This window comes from Heliobacterium chlorum (genome assembly GCF_014502795.1).
GTDB lineage: Bacteria > Bacillota > Desulfitobacteriia > Heliobacteriales > Heliobacteriaceae > Heliobacterium > Heliobacterium chlorum.
Map to the genome: position 1 here is coordinate 40,515 of NZ_JACVHF010000016.1, position 17,000 is coordinate 57,514.

Below are 17,000 nucleotides of genomic sequence, written 5' to 3' on the forward strand. Positions count from 1 at the left end.
CCTATGATTTAGAAAATAGGTTTGGCTTTCTCATGTTCTGGAAATACTAGGCATAAATCAACGAAAGGAGTGTAATTCGTGGATAATAACATGGAACGAACCAAAGGTAATGTCTTAAATGGGACGGCTTTTGAGTTTCTCAATGTCGGTTGGTGGGCATGGCATGTTGTCGCGATTGGTCTCACCTTTTATCTTGGTCACCTGCTTTGGCCTATGTATCGTTAATCTATCTGCAAAGAACTAGAGACCCCGTTCTGGCGACGGGGTCTCTAGTTCTTTGTAAATTGGTCTTTTATTTTTCGTCAATGGGATGGCCGTACTTGTTTTGCAGGATGTCTTTGAGTCGATTGGCCCGGAGGGCATCGGTTTCTGCGTATTCCTGAAACAATTGGGCCACTTCCGAATCATCGGTGGTCTGGGCAAACTTTTGAAAGTCCCGGACCATTTCCTGCTCGTTCAACAAGGTTTTCATCAAGAAGTCCTGGGTGTTCAGTTCCATCGGATGACGTCACCTCCGAACTTAGTTTGCCGGAAATGACTAAAATTAATCCTGCTCCCACTGCACTGGCCAGGGGAGGCTCTCGAGAACCCGGATAACCTCTTCTTTGGTATCAGGTGTCGTTCGGATTAAGACCATGCCAGACTCCTTGTCGACGGTTGTCGGAACGCCGAGATGACCAAAGCCTTCTAAGATGATGTCCAGGTAAAAGATATGGGACGGATTGATGCGTACTTTTAAGAAGGACTCCTCACCGCCGCTCTTCGGGCGGCGGATCAAGTCGAAGGGGGCCAGGGTACGATGAACTTTGAGGGTGATCAGTTGATGGGGACGAGGCGCTTGTTCAAGAGGATTTCCTTCTTCATCCCACATTTCATTGACGATGATCAGCGATGGGGCTGTCGAAGGACCTGCGATTTCAAGTAGGTCGCCTAGACGGATACGATTGCGCACCTCGATTAAGGCTTTTCGTTGCTGTTCATCATATTGGCGGACGATGCCTACAAAATCGTATTCGCGGCGATAGGCGATTTCCGGTTCTTGACCAGGAGGGCCGTAGAGAAAACCACGGGTATAGGGGCGGTGACTGATCTTGCCGAGTTCTTCCCACCAGGAAGTTTCGATGCGCGGTTCCCTCCCCTCTCTCCAAGCCAACAGGGTGCGATCGACGGCGCGCCGATAGATCTGGGTCACCGTAGCCACATAATGGACGCTTTTCATCCGACCTTCAATCTTTAGGCTATGGACGCCTGCTTCCAACAAGGCAGGAATGTCTTGAAGTAAGCAGAGATCGCGAGAGTTAAATACGTAGGAGCCCCGTTCATCTTCCTCCACCGGCAGGTATATGCCCGGCCGGGTCTCTTCCATCAAAGCGTATTTCCACCGGCACGCTTGGGCACATTCGCCTTTGTTCGCCTGACGTCCCGTGAGGTAATCGCTGATCATGCAGCGGCCCGAATAAGACATACACATGGCACCATGGACAAATACCTCCAGTTCCACATCGACAGCCTGGCGGATTTCTCGAATTTCGGCCAAGGTTAACTCGCGAGCCAGGACGATCCGCTCGGCTCCTTGGTCGGCCCAGAAACGAGCCGATTCAGCGTTGGTCACGTTGGCTTGCGTGCTGATGTGGATCGGAAGATTCGGTACAACCTGACGGGCGACCGAAAAAACACCTGGATCGGAGACGATAATGGCGTCAGCACCCAACTCTTCTACCTGCTGTAAATACTCAGCCAACCCAGCGAAATCACGGTTATGGGCAAAGATATTCACGGTGACATAGACTTTTTTCCCACGTTCGTGAGCGTACTTTATCCCCTCGGCCATCTCTTCTGGTGTAAAGTTATCGGCAAAGGCGCGCAATCCATAAGCTTGTCCGGCTAGATAGACGGCATCAGCCCCGTAATGGAGAGCCATAATCAGCTTCTCCAAGTTGCCTGCAGGAGCTAGGACTTCAGTTGTTATATTTGGCCATGGCTTGCAAGTGTTCACTGTAGGTTCGACTGAAGTAATGGTATCCATCTCCCTTAGCGACAAAATAAAGATAGTCGACATTCTCCGGATAGAGTACTGCTTTAAGGCTGGCTTGTCCTGGTGACGCGATCGGTCCTGGCGGGAGTCCGCCATGTTTATAGGTGTTATAGGGGGACTCGATTTCGAGATCTTTATAGTACAGTTTGGCCTTCGGCTGGTCTAGTAAATACTGTACGGTCGAGCAGGCTTCCAGCTTCATGTTCTTTTTCAGCCGATTCAGAAAGACAGCGGCAATCTTTGGACGATCTTCCTCTTTCGCTGCTTCCCGCTCAACAAGTGAAGCGAGGGTGACTGCATCGTGGACGCTCATGTTGAGTTCTTTGAGCCGAGCCCGAACTTCCGGTGTCAGTTCCTGGTTAAAGCGGTTGACCAACATGCGGATGATGTCTTCAGGCGGTGTATCGCGCTGGATGCGATAGGTGGCTGGAAATAAAAACCCTTCCAACCTCTTTTCATTTGATGGCAGTCCTCGAAGATAGTCGTAATCGAAGGGCACTGTTGCGAGGGCTTTGCGAAATGCCTCTTTATCGACTAACCCTTTGTTAACTAAAAGGTCCGTAATTTGGCGAATCGTATACCCCTCAGGAATCGTAAAGGTGTAGAGCAACGTCTTTCCATCGTTCAATTGATCAAGGATTTGAGGAACCGATGATCCTGAATTTAAGAGGTAGTCACCGGCTTTAAGCGACTCAGAACCGTGAAAACGAGTGTATAGACTAAAAGCCCAACTGCTGCGAATGACCTTTTGTTGCTCCAGAATGCCCCCGATTTCTTTTGCCGAAACGTTCGAAGGAATATTGACGATAATATCATGGCCTGCGCCCGGTTCCAGGGGGGTGATTCCTTCTTGATAGGTATAAAAGACTTGAAGTGCAATGATACCGATGATCAAAATGATCATGAAAAAAAGCTTCGTCGACCTGCCCCGCTTCTCTCTCCGCACGGTTTCTCCTCCTCTGAAAAAAATCCTCCATCTAACTCAGGGAGGACATCGGTACCATTATACGCGCTATACGACAGCAAACTCAATATTTCCCGAAAAAACGAAAAGCCACCCGGTTTCCCGGATGGCTTTGAATAGGTAATTTACTCTTGATCATCCAATTCTTCTTCGCTCATCTCTTGCCAGAAATCAGCGACTTTTTCCCATTCTTCGTCGTCTTCAATGTGGCTGAATACTTCTTCCCCGTTTTCCTCATACTCAACGCGCAAGATGATCGCTTCATCTTCTTCATCGTCAAGAGGCAGGAGAATAGCGTACTCACGACCGTCGACCTCGACACGATCCAGTTCTTCGAATTCTAACTCATTACCATCTTCATCCGTCAGGACGATGATATTTTCTTGTTCTTGATCCACCGGTCAATCACCTCTATTCGCTTCCAAACTAAAGCCATTGTATACCAGGAAAAACCCCTTGTCAACGAAAGCTCAACCTAAGTATATCCAAACTGTCCGTTAACTAAACATCTTGTTCATTAATGACAGTGAGTTCCCGATCAATAAGAAGTTCTTTGTCTTTTTCCATGAGATCAGGTTCATTTTTTACAACTATTGGCATCTATATAATTCTGTAATATGAGCACTGCCGCTAATTTGTCTACCACTTTTTTGCGTTTTGCCCTGGACATATCCCCCTCTAAAAGGGTCTTATGGGCTGCAACGGTCGTCAGGCGCTCATCCCAAAAGTGGACAGGAATCTTAAGACGCTTTTCAATAAGACTTCCGAATTTCCGCACTTCGTCCGCTTTAGGTCCGTAGGTACCGTTCATATTTCGCGGCAGGCCGCAGACGACGGAATCGACCTCCCATTGCTGCATCAGTTCTTGTAAACGCTGCAGATCCGCCTCTAGGCGAGTGCGGCGGATCGTCTCAACTCCTTGAGCAGTCCATCCCATTAAATCGGAAACGGCGATACCTATGGTTTTCTCTCCTACGTCTAAGCCCATCGTCCGCAACACTCATACCACCTTGATGCAAAAATCCCTGCACATACGGCTGCAGTATCCACAGAGCACACAGCGGCCCTTCTCCACGTAAACTTGTGGACCAAGCAAATGGAGAGCCTTTTGAGGGCAAGCAGGAATACACTTGCCGCACCCTTGGCACCAATCTTCAATGTGTAGGCGCCGCTCCCGTTTCTGTACTTGTGCCCAAGTTTCGCCGTCGCCATCGTTTCCCGAAAACAGCTGCAGGTTCAACGCCAGTTCTTTCGGAGACTGCATGCCTACGGCAATCGCCTGTATATGGGGTTGTCCCAGAGCCCATCTCATCGCCGCTTGAGCTTGGCCGTAAAGATTACCGCCACCGAGGACCTTCATGGCATAGATTCCTTTTCCCCTCTGGCGGGCCTCTTGTATCGATGCCAGCATCTCCTCTACCGTTCCATCGAGGATGCCGATACCAGCCATATTGACGAGCGGATGGATGATATCGATCTCAGGAACGGCGAGGGCGGCTCGTACACCTGCCACCGAATGGGTCGATAAGCCAACGGCCTTCACCCATCCCTTCGCTTTTGCCTCCAGCAGGTACTCAAAGGCTTCCCAATGGCCGCGCAAGGTATGTTCGCTTTCCTGTTCATGGAGCAGGAAGATCTCCACCCGATCCCGATCTAAGTCTCTCCGGGCTTCCTCCAGTGCCTCAGCCATCGCTGAGGCCGTATAGGCATAGGATTTACTAGCAATAACCACGTCACCAGAATAGCCCTGAAGAGCCTTGCGGATATAAGGGTAAGTGCCGTAGATCTGTGCAGTGTCGACAAAATTAACGCCCGACTCAAAGGCCAATCGCAAAAGGGCTGCCCCTTCTTCAAGGGGCAACCCTGCCTGCAACGGGCCTATGGTCAGGCTTCCAAAACAGAGACGGGATACCTTAACTCCAGTTTGGCCTAGCTCTATTTGCATTCCTTGTGGCTCTCCAAGTAGTAGCGAACCAGTTCTTCCAACAGGTCGTCACGTTCAAGTCTGCGAATCAAACTGCGGGCGTTTTTATGGCTGGTGATATAGGCCGGATCTCCAGAAAGCAAATAACCGACTAACTGGTTGATCGGGTTATAGCCCTTTTCTTTGAGCGCCTCGTGCACAGTATATAGGATGTCGCTCGTCGCCAGTTCGTCGTCGACTTTGCCCTGAAACATCATGGTTTGGTCAAAACTTTCGTTGGCCATCGGTCCCAACCCCCTAACGGACGGCAGAAAAAATCTCTTCCAGCCATATATTCTCCGCCAGTTTCTATTTTCCTCTGTCTTTGTGTAAAAAATACTTAGTCCGCCTAGTGTTTGTTCGTTATATTAATCAAGACCAGGCTAGAGTAACATTGTGCTAAATGCGGGGGTCTGTTGGCTCCGGTCACTAAGAGCTTCGCGGCTGCTCGCTTTTCTGCTGCGCTAGGGCGCCAAAACCTCTGGACTTTTCTGCATGTGAACCTTGGCGCCCTTTACGCTTCGCAGACTTCGCTCGCTTACGCCGCTCCGCTCAAATCGCTCCCTCCGTCAACAGACCCCAAGCTTTGTTTCATGTTACATTCTAAAGGTACAATGTTTTGTCACTGGTTAATTCACGTTTAACCGACTATTTAATTTGCGTTTTCAGCAGTTTCTTGGCCGCGTCCAGCGCCTCAGCCAGCTTGCTCGGATCCTTACCGCCGGCTTGGGCCATGTCAGGTCGGCCGCCGCCGCCCCCGCCGCAGGTTTTGGCGGCTTCTTTGATCAAGTTGCCCGCATGGACACCACGACCTACGATGTCCTTGGTAGCGGAAGCGACAAGGTTAACTTTATCTCCCACGACAGATCCAAGGATAAGCACGCCAGAGCCCATCTTCTCTTTTAACAAGTCAGACATTTGGCGCAGAGCGTCCATGTCGGGAGCTTGTACCTTAGCGGCCAACACTTGGACGCCGCTGATCTCTTCACGGTTGGCTAAGAGATCTTCCACTTGGTATTTGGCGAGGCGAGCCAGCAGTTGTTCGATCTCCCGCTCCTTTTCCCGGACTTGCGATTGCAGTGTTTCGACGCGGTGGGCTACGTCAACGGGAGGAACTTTCAGCTTTTCCGCGAGTCCCCGGACGATTTCTTCTTGTTCATTCAGATAATCTAGGGCTGCTTCACCGGTGACCGCTTCCAGACGGCGAAGTCCGGCGCCGATGCCGCCTTCTGAGACGAGCTTGAACAAGCCGATCTGGGCTGTGTTCTGCAGGTGTGTACCCCCGCAGAGTTCCATCGAATAGTCACCCATACGAACGACCCGGACATGATCGCCGTATTTTTCTCCAAAGAGCGCTGTTGCGCCCATGGCTTTCGCTTCATCGAGGGTTGCCTCAAAGACTTCGACCGGTAAGGAACAGAAGACTTGCCGGTTTACAGACTCTTCGATCTGTTTCCATTCTTCCCGGGTCAAGGGGGTGAAATGGGAGAAGTCGAAGCGCAGTCGATCTCCGGTGACGAGTGAACCGGCCTGGTTGACGTGTTCACCCAGGACATCCTTCAATGCTCTATGCAAAAGGTGGGTGGCGCTGTGATGACGAGCGATCGCTTGACGGCGCAATCCTGTCACTTCCGCCGTGACCGTTTCGCCTGCTTGGACTGTCCCCTCTTCCACAACCCCTACATGGACGAAGAGGCCGCCGGCCATTTTCTTTGTATCGTCAATGCGAATGAATGCTTTATCGGTACGGATGTACCCGGTGTCGCCGATCTGACCACCTGATTCCGCATAAAAAGGCGTTTCAGCTAAGATCACTTGCACAGCCGTTCCGACAGCCGCTTCCGCTACTTGTTCCGGCCCTGAGACGATGGCCAGAATCTGACTCTGTCCGCTTAACTGACCATAACCGGTGAAAGCGGTTGGGCCCAGTTTATTCAGCAGATCTGCCCATATCTCCATTCCGGCGCCGTAAGACGTGTCTTGCCGGGCTGCCCGTGCCCTCTCCCGCTGTGCTTCCATTGCGGCGGCAAAGCCATCCTTGTCCACCGTCAGGCCGTTTTCTTCGGCGATATCTTCAGCCAAATCAAGAGGGAATCCGTAGGTGTCGTAGAGCGTAAAGGCTTGACGGCCCGGTAGGACAGCGCCTCCATCTTCTTTGACCTTAGCGACCATGTCGGCGGCGATGCGCATGCCTTCATGGAGGGTCTCATGGAAACGCTCTTCCTCAATCTTGATGACTTTTTGAACAAAGTCTTGTTTTTCCTTGATCTCTGGATAGGCTTCGCCCATCAGTTCAACGACAACGGGAACGATTTGATACATGAAAGGCTTTTCGATACCGATCACTTTACCGAAGCGGACCGCCCTGCGCAGGATCCGGCGCAGCACATAGCCGCGGCCTTCATTGCCTGGCAGGACGCCATCAGTGATCAGGAAGGTGCAGGAACGAATATGGTCAGCGATGACGCGGAAAGGAAAGCCCCGGTCATCGCGGTGATATTCTTTACCGCTCAATTGTTCCACATAGGTGATGAGAGGACGGAGCAGATCCGTATCATAGTTGGAGGGCACATCTTGCAGCACAGAGGTGATCCGTTCTAAGCCCATGCCCGTGTCGATGGACGGCTTGGGCAACGGTGTCATCACGCCCTGTTCATCACGGTTAAACTGCATAAAGACGAGGTTCCAAATCTCCAGCCAGCGGTCACAGTCACATTTTCCGATGGCACAATCTTCAGCGCCGCAACGGAGGTGTTCACCGCGGTCGATGAGGATTTCCGAACAGGGTCCGCAGGGACCCGTATCCCCCATAGACCAGAAGTTGTCCTTTTCGCCGAGACGGATAATCCGCTCTTCCGGCACTCCGATTTCCTTTTTCCACAGTTCATGAGCTTCTTCATCGTCAAGATAGATGGTCGCATAGAGCTTATCTTTCGGCAGCTTGACCACATCGGTCAAAAACTCCCAAGCAAAACGAATGGCGTCTTTTTTGAAATAATCGCCGAAAGAGAAGTTGCCTAGCATCTCAAAGAAGGTGTGATGACGAGCTGTACGACCGACCGTATCCAGGTCGTTATGTTTGCCGCCGGCACGCACGCATTTTTGCGAGGTCGTGGCTCGGACGTAGGGACGCTTTTCATAGCCGAGGAACAGGTCTTTAAACTGGTTCATGCCGGCGTTGGTGAACAAAAGCGTCGGATCATTATGGGGAACCAAGGAAGAACTGGCGACAACAGTATGTCCTTTTTGCTCGAAATACTCTAAAAACAGTTGTCGCACCCGGTTGCCGGTGAATTGCAAACCAAACGCCTCCTTAAATAAACAAAAAACCCCTCCCGGGTTCGATTGTTTCGTCGAACCTGGGACGAGTCTCGTCGCGGTACCTTTAGGGCTGGAACACGACTCGTCCGGTCGAAATCCTGTCGATATCTGTCCAACCTGTAATATAGCTTTTTTCCCGTTCCCCTGTCAAGTAAATCCACTCCACGAATGCAAGGCTTTACACAAAAACTTTTAAGAGAATATATCTCCCGATCACTCGCCCAACGGCCGTTAATGGCACAGCAAGCAACATTCCCAATGTTCCGAAAAGATTCCCGCCGGCCAGGAGGACAAAGATGACCGTCAGGGGATGAAGCCCGATCGAATCTCCCAGAATTTTCGGAGAGAGCAGGTTTGATTCGATTTGCTGGATGAGGATCATGATCCCGACTGCCCAGAGGGCCAATCGCGGCGATTCGAGGAGGCCTACCATGACTGCTGGAACCATGCCGATGATCGGTCCAAAATAGGGGATCAAGTCTGCCACACCTGCGATGATGCCGATGAGCACACTGTATTCGAGACCGATCCACCATAGACCGACTGTAGTCAGAACACCGACGATAGCGGCCATGAGCAGGTTGCAACGGATGACCGCTTTAAGGACCCGGTTGACGTCTAAAGCGACGATCTGGACATGACTTCGCCATCGCTGAGGCAGCAGATGCAAGAACCCTTCACCGATCGTTTCCCAGTCCCGAAGAAAATAGAAGGCCATCACCGGAATCAGTACGATATCGAGGGCGTTGGACAGCAAAGTCACGATGCTGTTCAATAGCCAGCGCACCGCTCTTAACAGCGTCTCCTCACCCTGAGCCAGGGTCTCTCCCCATACCTGTTGAATCGCCGGTGGAAACCCGGAAGAGATCAGGCTCTGTTGAATTCCATCGGCCGCTTTTTGGACCTGTTCCACATAGCCAGGCAACTGAACGCTGAAACGATTGAGCTCGCCGAGGATCAGCGGAAGCCCGTAGGCGATTATGGAGGCGAATCCGCCGAAGACGACGACGAACAAAAGCAGGATAGCCCAAGTGCGGGGAATACCATGGTGCTCTAACCAGATCACACCAGGAAAGAGCAAATAAGCCAGCAAGGCGGCGACGAGGAAGGGCGTCAAAGTCTGACGAGTCAGATAAGCAAAAAGGAAGACGCAAAGCAGAAAACCGCTTACCGATACGATGCGCCAACGGCCCTTCAACAAGGCCGCCACCACCTCCAGATGGAAAAAGCCCGGCATAGGCGGGCGGGCTTTTTTGCTTATACGGTTGCCTGAGTGATCGGGTCGGAAAAGACTTCCGGTTCGATGGCCATCAAGGTACCATCTTCTGCTACTTCAAAGACTTCATTGCGTTCGTTGTACTCAATAAAGCAGTTCCAGCAGTAATACTGGTTCACCCCGACTTTGCCCACCTGCTTTCCGCCACAGATAGGACAGCCCATGGAAATCCCCCCATCTCCGCCTAGAGCGACCGCTGCCACGCGTCTTGCCAGTGATCGGCAACAACGATGGTCTCGGGACTCCAGCGTAACACATCCGGCCATGGAAGTTGGATCCGTCCGGTCAATAAGTCCTGCATCAGACCATCAGTCACTTCGACACCGGTCACATGACCTTGTGACGGATCGATGAGCAGGTCTCCGACCTGACCGATCGACCGTCCCCCCTGCGTCATTACCGGACATCCGGAAAACCGGGAAATACAAAGTCGTTTTTCTTCCGTGTCCTGGGAGGCTGCTTCCGGTTGAGCTTCCGTTCGGATCACATCCTGGTCCACTTGAACTTGGGACCAGGAAATCCGTGAAGTCCCTCCCTCTGCCTGAGCATCGATGAGAAGTTCCGTCACTCTTCCCTGTTCGGGATCGACAATCAGGTCGGCTACCCGTCCCAGTGTCTGACCCGATGCCGGATGGACAATCGGCAGATGGATGACGTCTCTTCCTTTCAGCATGCGGGCATCTCCCTAAGGTTGTTCGTAGAGCCTGCGTGGCGCATACTCTGGTCTTTGCTTACTATTTTTGACCTATTTTCGGCGGCTTTATACTCGGTAAAGACAAATCCAGGTTTTCGAGGATCGTCCCACCGCCTACCACCCAATCTCCCTGATAAAAGACGACGGCTTGACCCGGTGTGATGGCACGCTGTTTCTCTTCGAACTCGACGATGACTTGATCGCCTTCCTCAGTGGGTCGGATGATCGCCTTGGCTACAGGGGCGCTGTAGCGAATCTTCGCCTGCACCTCCATGGGCGCCGTTAAATGTTCTACCTCGATCCAGTTCAAATCTCCGGCGAGCAACCGGCGGCTGAACACGTCTTCATCCCTGCCGATGATGACTGCATTACGTGCCACATCGAGGCCGACTACATAAGCCGGGTAGCCAAAAGCTTGTCCAAGACCCTTGCGCTGGCCGACTGTATAAAAAGGCAATCCTTGATGGGTTCCGATGACGTTTCCGCTCGTATCGACGAAGGGACCCGGGGCAAAGCGGTTCTCCGGGTAACGCTCCTGCAAGAAGCGTCGGTAGTCATTGTCCGGAATAAAACAAATCTCCTGGCTGTCCGGTTTGGAAGCGACGGCCAGGTTGTATCCCCGGGCCATTTCACGGATTTCCGGTTTCGTAAATCCGCCCAAGGGGAACATGGTCCGGCTCAGTTGTTCCTGAGTCATATTAAAAAGGACATAGGATTGATCTTTTTTCGCATCCTTGGCTTGTCCGAGTCGGTACCGTTGTCGATCGGCATCATATTCGATACGAGCATAGTGACCCGTGGCTACCTTGTCTGCGCCGAGTGCTAACGATTTTTGCAGCAGTCCTTCAAACTTGATGACCCGGTTACAGCGAATACAGGGGTTGGGCGTTTGACCGGCCAGGTATTCCTGTCCAAAGTAGTTGATGACTTCCTCTTCAAAATAGTCGCGAAAGTTCATCACGTAATGGGGGATCCCCAAGGTGAAAGCGACCCGGCGGGCGTCTTCCACCGCCGATAAGGAGCAACAACCCCCTTCAGCACCTTCGGGCGCGTCTTTCGGCCAGATCTGCAGGGTCACCCCGATGACGTTATATCCTTTTTCGAGCAAAAGAGCGGCGGTCACAGATGAATCTACGCCGCCGCTCATGGCTACTACAACTGTCTCTGGCATTGTGAAGACCTCAATTCACTTGCAGTAAAAGTGTTAAATTATGCTAAAGCGGGGGTGCATCGACTTCACTCGCTAAGAGCCCCGCGCTACTCGATTGCCCACTACGCTAGGGCGCCAAAACCCCTGGGCTGTTCTGCGAGTGAACCATGGCGCCCTGTACGCTTCGTGGACTGCTCTCGCTTAACGCCGCTTCGCTCAAATCGCTCGCTCCGTCGATGCACCCCTAACTTTTCTACAGCAAAAAAAGGTTATTCTTTACTATCTTCCCGTTTCGCCTTATAGTCTGCAATCGCCTTGTGCAGCGCATCGGCAGCTAAGTTGCTGCAGTGCATTTTTTGTGGGGGCAGTCCGTCGAGGGCTTCGGCGACGGCTTCGTTGGTCAGTTTGAGAGCTTCGTCAATGCTTTTGCCGATGACCAGTTCAGTGCAGATGGAACTGGTCGCGATAGCAGCGCCGCAGCCGAAGGTTTTGAACTTGACGTCTTTAATAATATCGTCTTCTACGTCGATATAAATGCGCATAATGTCGCCACAGGTGGGGTTGCCCACTTCGCCTACGCCGCTGGGCTTTTCAATTTCCCCGACGTTGCGGGGATTCATAAAATGGTCCATTACTTTATCGGTGTACATGTTTGCGCCTCCTTGCGATCATATAGGGGGGACATGGCCCGGAGCCGTTCGATGATTTCCGGGACCACTTGTAACACATAGTCGATGTCTGCTTCCGAATTATCTCGTCCCAAGGTGAGCCGCAGCGAACCATGGGCGATTTCATGGGGGATGCCCATCGCCAGCAAGACATGGGACGGGTCGAGGGATCCTGAGGTGCAAGCCGAACCGGAAGAACCGGCGATACCTTTCATGTCCAGCATGAGCAAGAGCGATTCACCTTCAATGTAACGAATCGATACATTAACATTGATGGGCAGGCGATCGGTGGAATGCCCGTTCAGCTTCACTTCCGGAATGGCAGTGAGCCCTTCGATGAGGCGGTTGCGCAGTTTGGTCATGCGGCTCGTTTCTTCTGGCAGGTCACGGGTCATGATTTCGGCAGCTTTACCAAATCCGACGATACCAGGGAGGTTTTCCGTTCCTGGGCGTCGTTTCCGTTCCTGTCCGCCTCCATGGGTGAGGGGAAATAGCTTCGTCCCTTTGCGGATGTAAAGGCACCCGACACCTTTCGGTCCGTAAATTTTATGTGATGAGGCCGATAATAAATCCACGCCTAGGTCGTTTACGTCGACAGGAATTTTACCGGCTGTCTGTACGGCGTCTGTATGCATGATGGCGCCATGCTCTTTGACGATACGGGTGATTTCCTGGATCGGTTGAATCGTCCCGACTTCGTTGTTGGCATGCATGATGGTGACTAATGTCGTCTCTGGCCGCAAGGCCGCTTTTAGATCTTCGATCTTGACCATGCCATATTCATCGACCGGTAAAACGGTGATTTCGAAGCCTTCTTTTTTCAGCGCTAGACAGGCATCCAAGACAGCATGGTGTTCTATCGCTGAGGTGATGATATGGTTGCCTTTCTTGCGCATGGCACGGGCCACGCCGAAGATGGCTAGGTTGTCGGCTTCCGTACCACCGCTGGTAAAGATGATTTCCTCGGGCCGGGCGCCAATCAATTTGGCCACGTTCGACCGGGCATCTTCCAAGAGTTTTTTCGCTTCTCGGCCGAAGGAATGGACGCTAGATGGGTTCCCAAAGTGATCCCGCATGCAAGCGACCATCGCTTCAATGACTTCCGGATGTACGGGGGTAGTAGCCCCATGGTCCAAATAGACACGTCGCATTGGTATTCTCTCCTCTGACCGCATTCATTGTTGTAGACAGGTGAGAGCCTTTATCTAAGGCTCTTCGTGGAGTCTGGGAGCGGTTCTAGATGTGATACATATAGTTGCCTTCGGCAAATCTCATTTTCTCCGCTTCCTTCACCATGTCAGCCAAGGTGATCCCGTCAATGACTTGCTCGATGGAATCGCGTACTTTGGCCCAGATCATCTTGGTTATACACTGATCGGCCCGAGCGCACCGTTCGGTCAATTCTTCGTTGACACAGTCAACAGGCGCTACAGGCCCCTCTAACACTCGAATGATATCTCCGACGGTGATGGCCGACGGTTCTTTCGACAGTATATATCCCCCTTGCGCTCCCCGGATGCTGTTCACTAAACCGGCTTTTCGCAAACCGGCGATGATCTGTTCCAGGTAGTGCTCGGAGATATCCTGTCGCTCGGCGACCATCTTCAGGGATACCGGTCCTTGTCCAAAATGCTGAGCCAAGTCAAACATGGCCCGCACACCATATTGTCCTTTGGTGGATAGCTTCATCGCTTCACCTCACGGTCTGAAACGCTTGAATTTGTCAAGAATCTTACTTATAAATCCTACTATTTTAATAGGATTTCTTGGGTCATAGTTTACCATAGCACTCGGGATTTGTCAAAGGCTTATGGCCTCTCCGAATAGACTTTTTTGGATTTAACGGAGATTAGCTTATAATTTCTCCACTTTTTGCACATAAGCCATGGCGTTGAACTTTCGACGCAGTCCAGCCGCGTTCATGTAACGAACCTTCCCAAAGATGGCCCTTTCCCCCCAGGGGCGATCGTGCTTCCCAAAACACCAGGCAACACCAGTGTATCCGTTAGGATCTCGTCCGTCTAAAGCGTATTTGTCGTTGAGACAGAGGGCGATCTGGAAAGCTTCTTCGGGAGAAGGGCTCCATTCCAAGATTTTTTTCCCCCAGTACATGCGCATGTAGCCATGAATGATTCCACGTTTCCGTAATTCTGTTTGGGCTGCGTTAAAAAAAGGATCATCCGTTAGACCATTTTCTAATTCAGACAATCCATAGTTGAATTCTCTGCAATCGACACGATGGGTATGCAATGTCTGTCTCGCCCATTCCGGAAGAGCAGTGAACTCATCGTAGCGCAGGTTGTAATGAACAAAGTTGATACTTAATTCTCGGCGGACGATCAGTTCTTCCATGTAGGCATCTACGCTGGCTGTTATGTTCGATTCTTGCACACGGAAGGCCATGTAAAGAGGTGAAATCTGCCCAAAATGCAGATAAGGACTTAAGGAAGAAACATAATCTAGGGAAGGATCATTGCGACGTTCTCCATAATGCTCCAACTTCGTGGTGATGAATCGTTCGAGCAACCTTTTGGCAGTGCTTGTCCCTCCCTGCCAACATTTCAATCTCCCGACAGAACGGTCAATGTTCAACCGGGCCAGGGTACCTTCGATATCTTCCAAGTCAACTCGGTCGGAAAAAAGACATGTTTCGGCCAAGTCCGGCCGCGCTTTGCCTATAGTTCGCCTCTCCAGCGGGACCAAGTATTCCTGCAACTGACGCTTAATCTTGGGGCGGAAGGTGGCTGCGGCATATTCTTCTTTCGGGGAAGCCGTCTCTACCGGTACAATCACATCCGCTTCCACTTGGACGAGGGGACAAGCGATACGGGACGCGGCAAATTGGCGCCACTCTTTTTGAATTCGTAAGTACCCCCGGTCCACCACGACCAAAGAGGCTTTGGAAGCCAACTGGACGACGCCGATTTCCGGCGAGATTTGTTGGGCGATCATGGCGATTCCCCGCTGACGCAGGCTGCTTTGGACTTCTTGTAGACCCTCCAACATGAACCCATAATGCCGTTCGTTAGCTCCGGGAAAAGAATCGGTGATACCAAAATAGACCAGCAGCGGCTGGTCCAAGCGGTTCGCCCTATCGATGGCGTACTCAAGAGCATGATTGTATTCGGTTCGCTGCGATGCTTGCATCCAATAGAGGACATATTCACCCGATTGGATTTCGGCATCGTTTAGGTTTTGAATGCGGGTGTTTTGAATCAAGCTGTTTCTCCTCCCGTGTACTAACCCGGGGTGCAATGACTCCGTTCGCTAAGGGCTACGCGGCTACTCGCTTGTCTGCTCCGCTAGGGCGCCAAACCTCTAGGCTTTTCTGCATGTAAACCGTGGCGCCCTTTACGCTCCGCAGACTTCGCTCGCTGACGCCGCTTCGCCCAAAACGCTCACTCCGTCAATACACCCCCAGGTTTACTATGACAAAACTTTTATAGCATTGCTTCTTCTTTCAGGTCATCAATGGCTTACCTCTGATTCAAGCTCCTGATTATATTTCTCCTGTAACTAAAGCGAGCTTATCCTCCATCGAAGGAAGTACGGGAACAAGCAACCCCTTTTGTGTCTCCGAAAAAACACCTGGCAAGGCAAGGGGAACTTGTGCCGGATCATTTGCTTCGGTAAAGAGAGACATTTGCTCCCATCCCGAAGTGAGGCCTTTGGTAGCTTGAGGGAGAATGAGTCGTTGGCGAAGGTTGGCAGCGTCGAGGCTCACTTGGCCGTAGTATTTGCCGTTACAGGTGATGAAGTAGCGGGCTCGTTTTAGCACGATGCCCATCTTGGCCAGATGTTCAAACTCGATGCGGCGGACCCGCCGGGCGGTGATGATGCGATTGGCAGATTTGACACCAATACCGGGGACGCGGAGAAGCGTCTCGTAGTCGGCCCGGTTGATTTCAACGGGAAACGAGTGTAGGTTCCGAAGGGCCCAGCCTGTCTTTGGGTCTACATCCAAGTCTAGATTGGGCTGAGAGCCGTCCAAAATTTCTCCCGCAGTAAATCCATAGAAACGGAGCAGCCAGTCAGCCTGATACAGGCGGTGCTCCCTGAGCAGCGGAGGCGCCGGGATCGCCGGTAATTTCGGATCTCGCATGACCGGGACGTAGGCAGAGTAATAGACCCGTTTCAATTGAAACTTCCGGTAAAGACCTTCAGCCAAATGGAAGATCTGCAGATCCGTCTCCGGGGTAGCTCCGACGATGAGCTGTGTCGTTTGGCCTGCCGGCACGAAGGTCGGTGTTCGCCGGAATTGGCGTCGTTCTTCCCTGTTTTCCACGATTTTCGAGGTGATCTGTCCCATCGGTTTTAAAATGTTTTCTCGTTTTTTCTGTGGAGCAAGGCGACGCAAGCCCTCTGACGTAGGCAGTTCTATATTTACGCTTAGCCGATCGACGAGCGATCCCGCCGCCTCGATCAACCGTCTGTCTGCACCAGGAATGGCTTTCAAGTGAATGTAACCATTGAAGCGGTAGCGCTCCCGCAGAATGCGGACGGTTTGCACGAGTTGTTCCATTGTGCGATCGGGATTTCCCGAGATAGCAGAACTCAAGAACAATCCTTCGATATAGTTGCGACGGTAAAAGTTGATGGTTAGGTCAGCCAATTCTTCCGGCGTAAAGGTGGCTCTAGGCATATCGTTCGATACCCGGTTCACACAGAAGGAACAATCGTAGCAGCAATCGTTGGTAAAAAGCAATTTTAACAGGGAAATACACCGGCCGTCATCAGACCAGCTATGACATATGCCTGACGATGCTGTATTCCCCAGTTTCCCTTTTGCTTTTCCCCGATTGCTTCCGCTGGAAGAACAGGATACGTCGTATTTGGCAGCAGCTGCCAATATTTGCAATTTTGTATTCAAGTCCATAGGCGTATCCCCTTCTTCACTCGACCGAATTCCTTCTAGTTCGAACATAAGTT

The 17,000-nt window shown here is 51.6% G+C and carries 18 protein-coding genes; 1 reads left to right on the forward strand and 17 read right to left on the reverse strand.

Going from position 1 to position 17,000, the window contains the following annotated elements:
- Positions 1-78 precede the first annotated feature (78 nt).
- Entirely contained in the window at positions 79-225 is a 147-nt protein-coding gene (locus H1S01_RS14110) for a hypothetical protein (RefSeq protein ID WP_155476834.1), read from the forward strand.
- A 67-nt stretch (positions 226-292) separates the two neighbouring features.
- On the opposite strand, the gene H1S01_RS14115 is transcribed toward H1S01_RS14110, so the two are convergent.
- From H1S01_RS14115 to H1S01_RS14195, 17 genes are all read right to left on the reverse strand, one after another.
- A complete protein-coding gene (locus H1S01_RS14115; RefSeq protein ID WP_188041075.1) occupies positions 293-499 on the reverse strand; it encodes a hypothetical protein in 207 nt (68 codons plus the stop codon).
- A 45-nt stretch (positions 500-544) separates the two neighbouring features.
- Positions 545-1,921, reverse strand: a complete 1,377-nt coding sequence (locus H1S01_RS14120; protein ID WP_279287013.1) for a U32 family peptidase C-terminal domain-containing protein — start codon at positions 1,919-1,921, stop codon at positions 545-547.
- Positions 1,922-1,958: 37 nt separating this feature from the next.
- The gene (mltG, locus tag H1S01_RS14125) at positions 1,959-2,981 is read right to left on the reverse strand and encodes an endolytic transglycosylase MltG (protein ID WP_188041077.1); all 1,023 of its coding nucleotides are present in this window, start codon (positions 2,979-2,981) and stop codon (positions 1,959-1,961) included.
- A gap of 143 nt (positions 2,982-3,124) precedes the next feature.
- Positions 3,125-3,397 carry a DUF1292 domain-containing protein gene (locus H1S01_RS14130; protein ID WP_170291932.1) on the reverse strand — a complete coding sequence of 91 codons (273 nt, stop codon included), beginning with the start codon at positions 3,395-3,397 and terminating at the stop codon, positions 3,125-3,127.
- A 179-nt stretch (positions 3,398-3,576) separates the two neighbouring features.
- Positions 3,577-3,996 carry a Holliday junction resolvase RuvX gene (gene ruvX, locus H1S01_RS14135; RefSeq protein ID WP_207732343.1) on the reverse strand — a complete coding sequence of 140 codons (420 nt, stop codon included), beginning with the start codon at positions 3,994-3,996 and terminating at the stop codon, positions 3,577-3,579.
- Between the two features lie 3 nt (positions 3,997-3,999).
- Positions 4,000-4,944 carry an aldo/keto reductase gene (locus tag H1S01_RS14140; RefSeq protein ID WP_188041078.1) on the reverse strand — a complete coding sequence of 315 codons (945 nt, stop codon included), beginning with the start codon at positions 4,942-4,944 and terminating at the stop codon, positions 4,000-4,002.
- Positions 4,935-5,207 carry an IreB family regulatory phosphoprotein gene (locus H1S01_RS14145; RefSeq protein ID WP_155476829.1) on the reverse strand — a complete coding sequence of 91 codons (273 nt, stop codon included), beginning with the start codon at positions 5,205-5,207 and terminating at the stop codon, positions 4,935-4,937. The genes H1S01_RS14140 and H1S01_RS14145 overlap by 10 nt, the downstream gene beginning before the upstream one ends.
- Before the next feature lie 403 nt (positions 5,208-5,610).
- A complete protein-coding gene (alaS, locus tag H1S01_RS14150; protein WP_188041079.1) occupies positions 5,611-8,262 on the reverse strand; it encodes an alanine--tRNA ligase in 2,652 nt (883 codons plus the stop codon).
- Positions 8,263-8,461: 199 nt separating this feature from the next.
- Positions 8,462-9,484, reverse strand: a complete 1,023-nt coding sequence (locus H1S01_RS14155) for an AI-2E family transporter (RefSeq protein ID WP_188041080.1) — start codon at positions 9,482-9,484, stop codon at positions 8,462-8,464.
- Between the two features lie 56 nt (positions 9,485-9,540).
- Complete coding sequence (locus tag H1S01_RS14160; protein ID WP_188041081.1) at positions 9,541-9,723, reverse strand: hypothetical protein; 183 nt, start codon at positions 9,721-9,723, stop codon at positions 9,541-9,543.
- Between the two features lie 20 nt (positions 9,724-9,743).
- Complete coding sequence (locus H1S01_RS14165) at positions 9,744-10,232, reverse strand: PRC-barrel domain-containing protein (protein WP_188041082.1); 489 nt, start codon at positions 10,230-10,232, stop codon at positions 9,744-9,746.
- A 61-nt stretch (positions 10,233-10,293) separates the two neighbouring features.
- Positions 10,294-11,424 carry a tRNA 2-thiouridine(34) synthase MnmA gene (gene mnmA, locus H1S01_RS14170; RefSeq protein WP_188041083.1) on the reverse strand — a complete coding sequence of 377 codons (1,131 nt, stop codon included), beginning with the start codon at positions 11,422-11,424 and terminating at the stop codon, positions 10,294-10,296.
- Between the two features lie 248 nt (positions 11,425-11,672).
- Positions 11,673-12,053 carry a Fe-S cluster assembly scaffold protein NifU gene (nifU, locus tag H1S01_RS14175; protein ID WP_188041084.1) on the reverse strand — a complete coding sequence of 127 codons (381 nt, stop codon included), beginning with the start codon at positions 12,051-12,053 and terminating at the stop codon, positions 11,673-11,675.
- Positions 12,035-13,222 carry a cysteine desulfurase NifS gene (gene nifS, locus H1S01_RS14180; protein ID WP_188041085.1) on the reverse strand — a complete coding sequence of 396 codons (1,188 nt, stop codon included), beginning with the start codon at positions 13,220-13,222 and terminating at the stop codon, positions 12,035-12,037. Before nifS ends, nifU begins: the two co-directional genes overlap by 19 nt.
- Before the next feature lie 85 nt (positions 13,223-13,307).
- Positions 13,308-13,760, reverse strand: a complete 453-nt coding sequence (locus H1S01_RS14185) for an RrF2 family transcriptional regulator (protein WP_188041086.1) — start codon at positions 13,758-13,760, stop codon at positions 13,308-13,310.
- A gap of 165 nt (positions 13,761-13,925) precedes the next feature.
- The gene (locus H1S01_RS14190) at positions 13,926-15,290 is read right to left on the reverse strand and encodes a deoxyribodipyrimidine photo-lyase (RefSeq protein ID WP_188041087.1); all 1,365 of its coding nucleotides are present in this window, start codon (positions 15,288-15,290) and stop codon (positions 13,926-13,928) included.
- A gap of 280 nt (positions 15,291-15,570) precedes the next feature.
- Positions 15,571-16,947, reverse strand: coding sequence for a putative DNA modification/repair radical SAM protein (locus tag H1S01_RS14195; RefSeq protein WP_188041088.1), 1,377 nt, complete (start codon positions 16,945-16,947; stop codon positions 15,571-15,573).
- Positions 16,948-17,000 lie beyond the last annotated feature (53 nt).

Coding starts and splice junctions, on each gene's coding strand:
- H1S01_RS14115 (WP_188041075.1), bottom strand. CDS start 499: ATGGAACTGAACACCCAGGACTTCTTGATGAAAACCTTGTTGAACGAG.
- H1S01_RS14120 (WP_279287013.1), bottom strand. CDS start 1,921: ATGGCTCTCCATTACGGGGCTGATGCCGTCTATCTAGCCGGACAAGCT.
- H1S01_RS14140 (WP_188041078.1), bottom strand. CDS start 4,944: ATGCAAATAGAGCTAGGCCAAACTGGAGTTAAGGTATCCCGTCTCTGT.
- H1S01_RS14145 (WP_155476829.1), bottom strand. CDS start 5,207: ATGGCCAACGAAAGTTTTGACCAAACCATGATGTTTCAGGGCAAAGTC.
- H1S01_RS14160 (WP_188041081.1), bottom strand. CDS start 9,723: ATGGGCTGTCCTATCTGTGGCGGAAAGCAGGTGGGCAAAGTCGGGGTG.
- H1S01_RS14165 (WP_188041082.1), bottom strand. CDS start 10,232: ATGCTGAAAGGAAGAGACGTCATCCATCTGCCGATTGTCCATCCGGCA.
- mnmA (WP_188041083.1), bottom strand. CDS start 11,424: ATGCCAGAGACAGTTGTAGTAGCCATGAGCGGCGGCGTAGATTCATCT.
- nifU (WP_188041084.1), bottom strand. CDS start 12,053: ATGTACACCGATAAAGTAATGGACCATTTTATGAATCCCCGCAACGTC.
- nifS (WP_188041085.1), bottom strand. CDS start 13,222: ATGCGACGTGTCTATTTGGACCATGGGGCTACTACCCCCGTACATCCG.
- H1S01_RS14185 (WP_188041086.1), bottom strand. CDS start 13,760: ATGAAGCTATCCACCAAAGGACAATATGGTGTGCGGGCCATGTTTGAC.
- H1S01_RS14195 (WP_188041088.1), bottom strand. CDS start 16,947: ATGGACTTGAATACAAAATTGCAAATATTGGCAGCTGCTGCCAAATAC.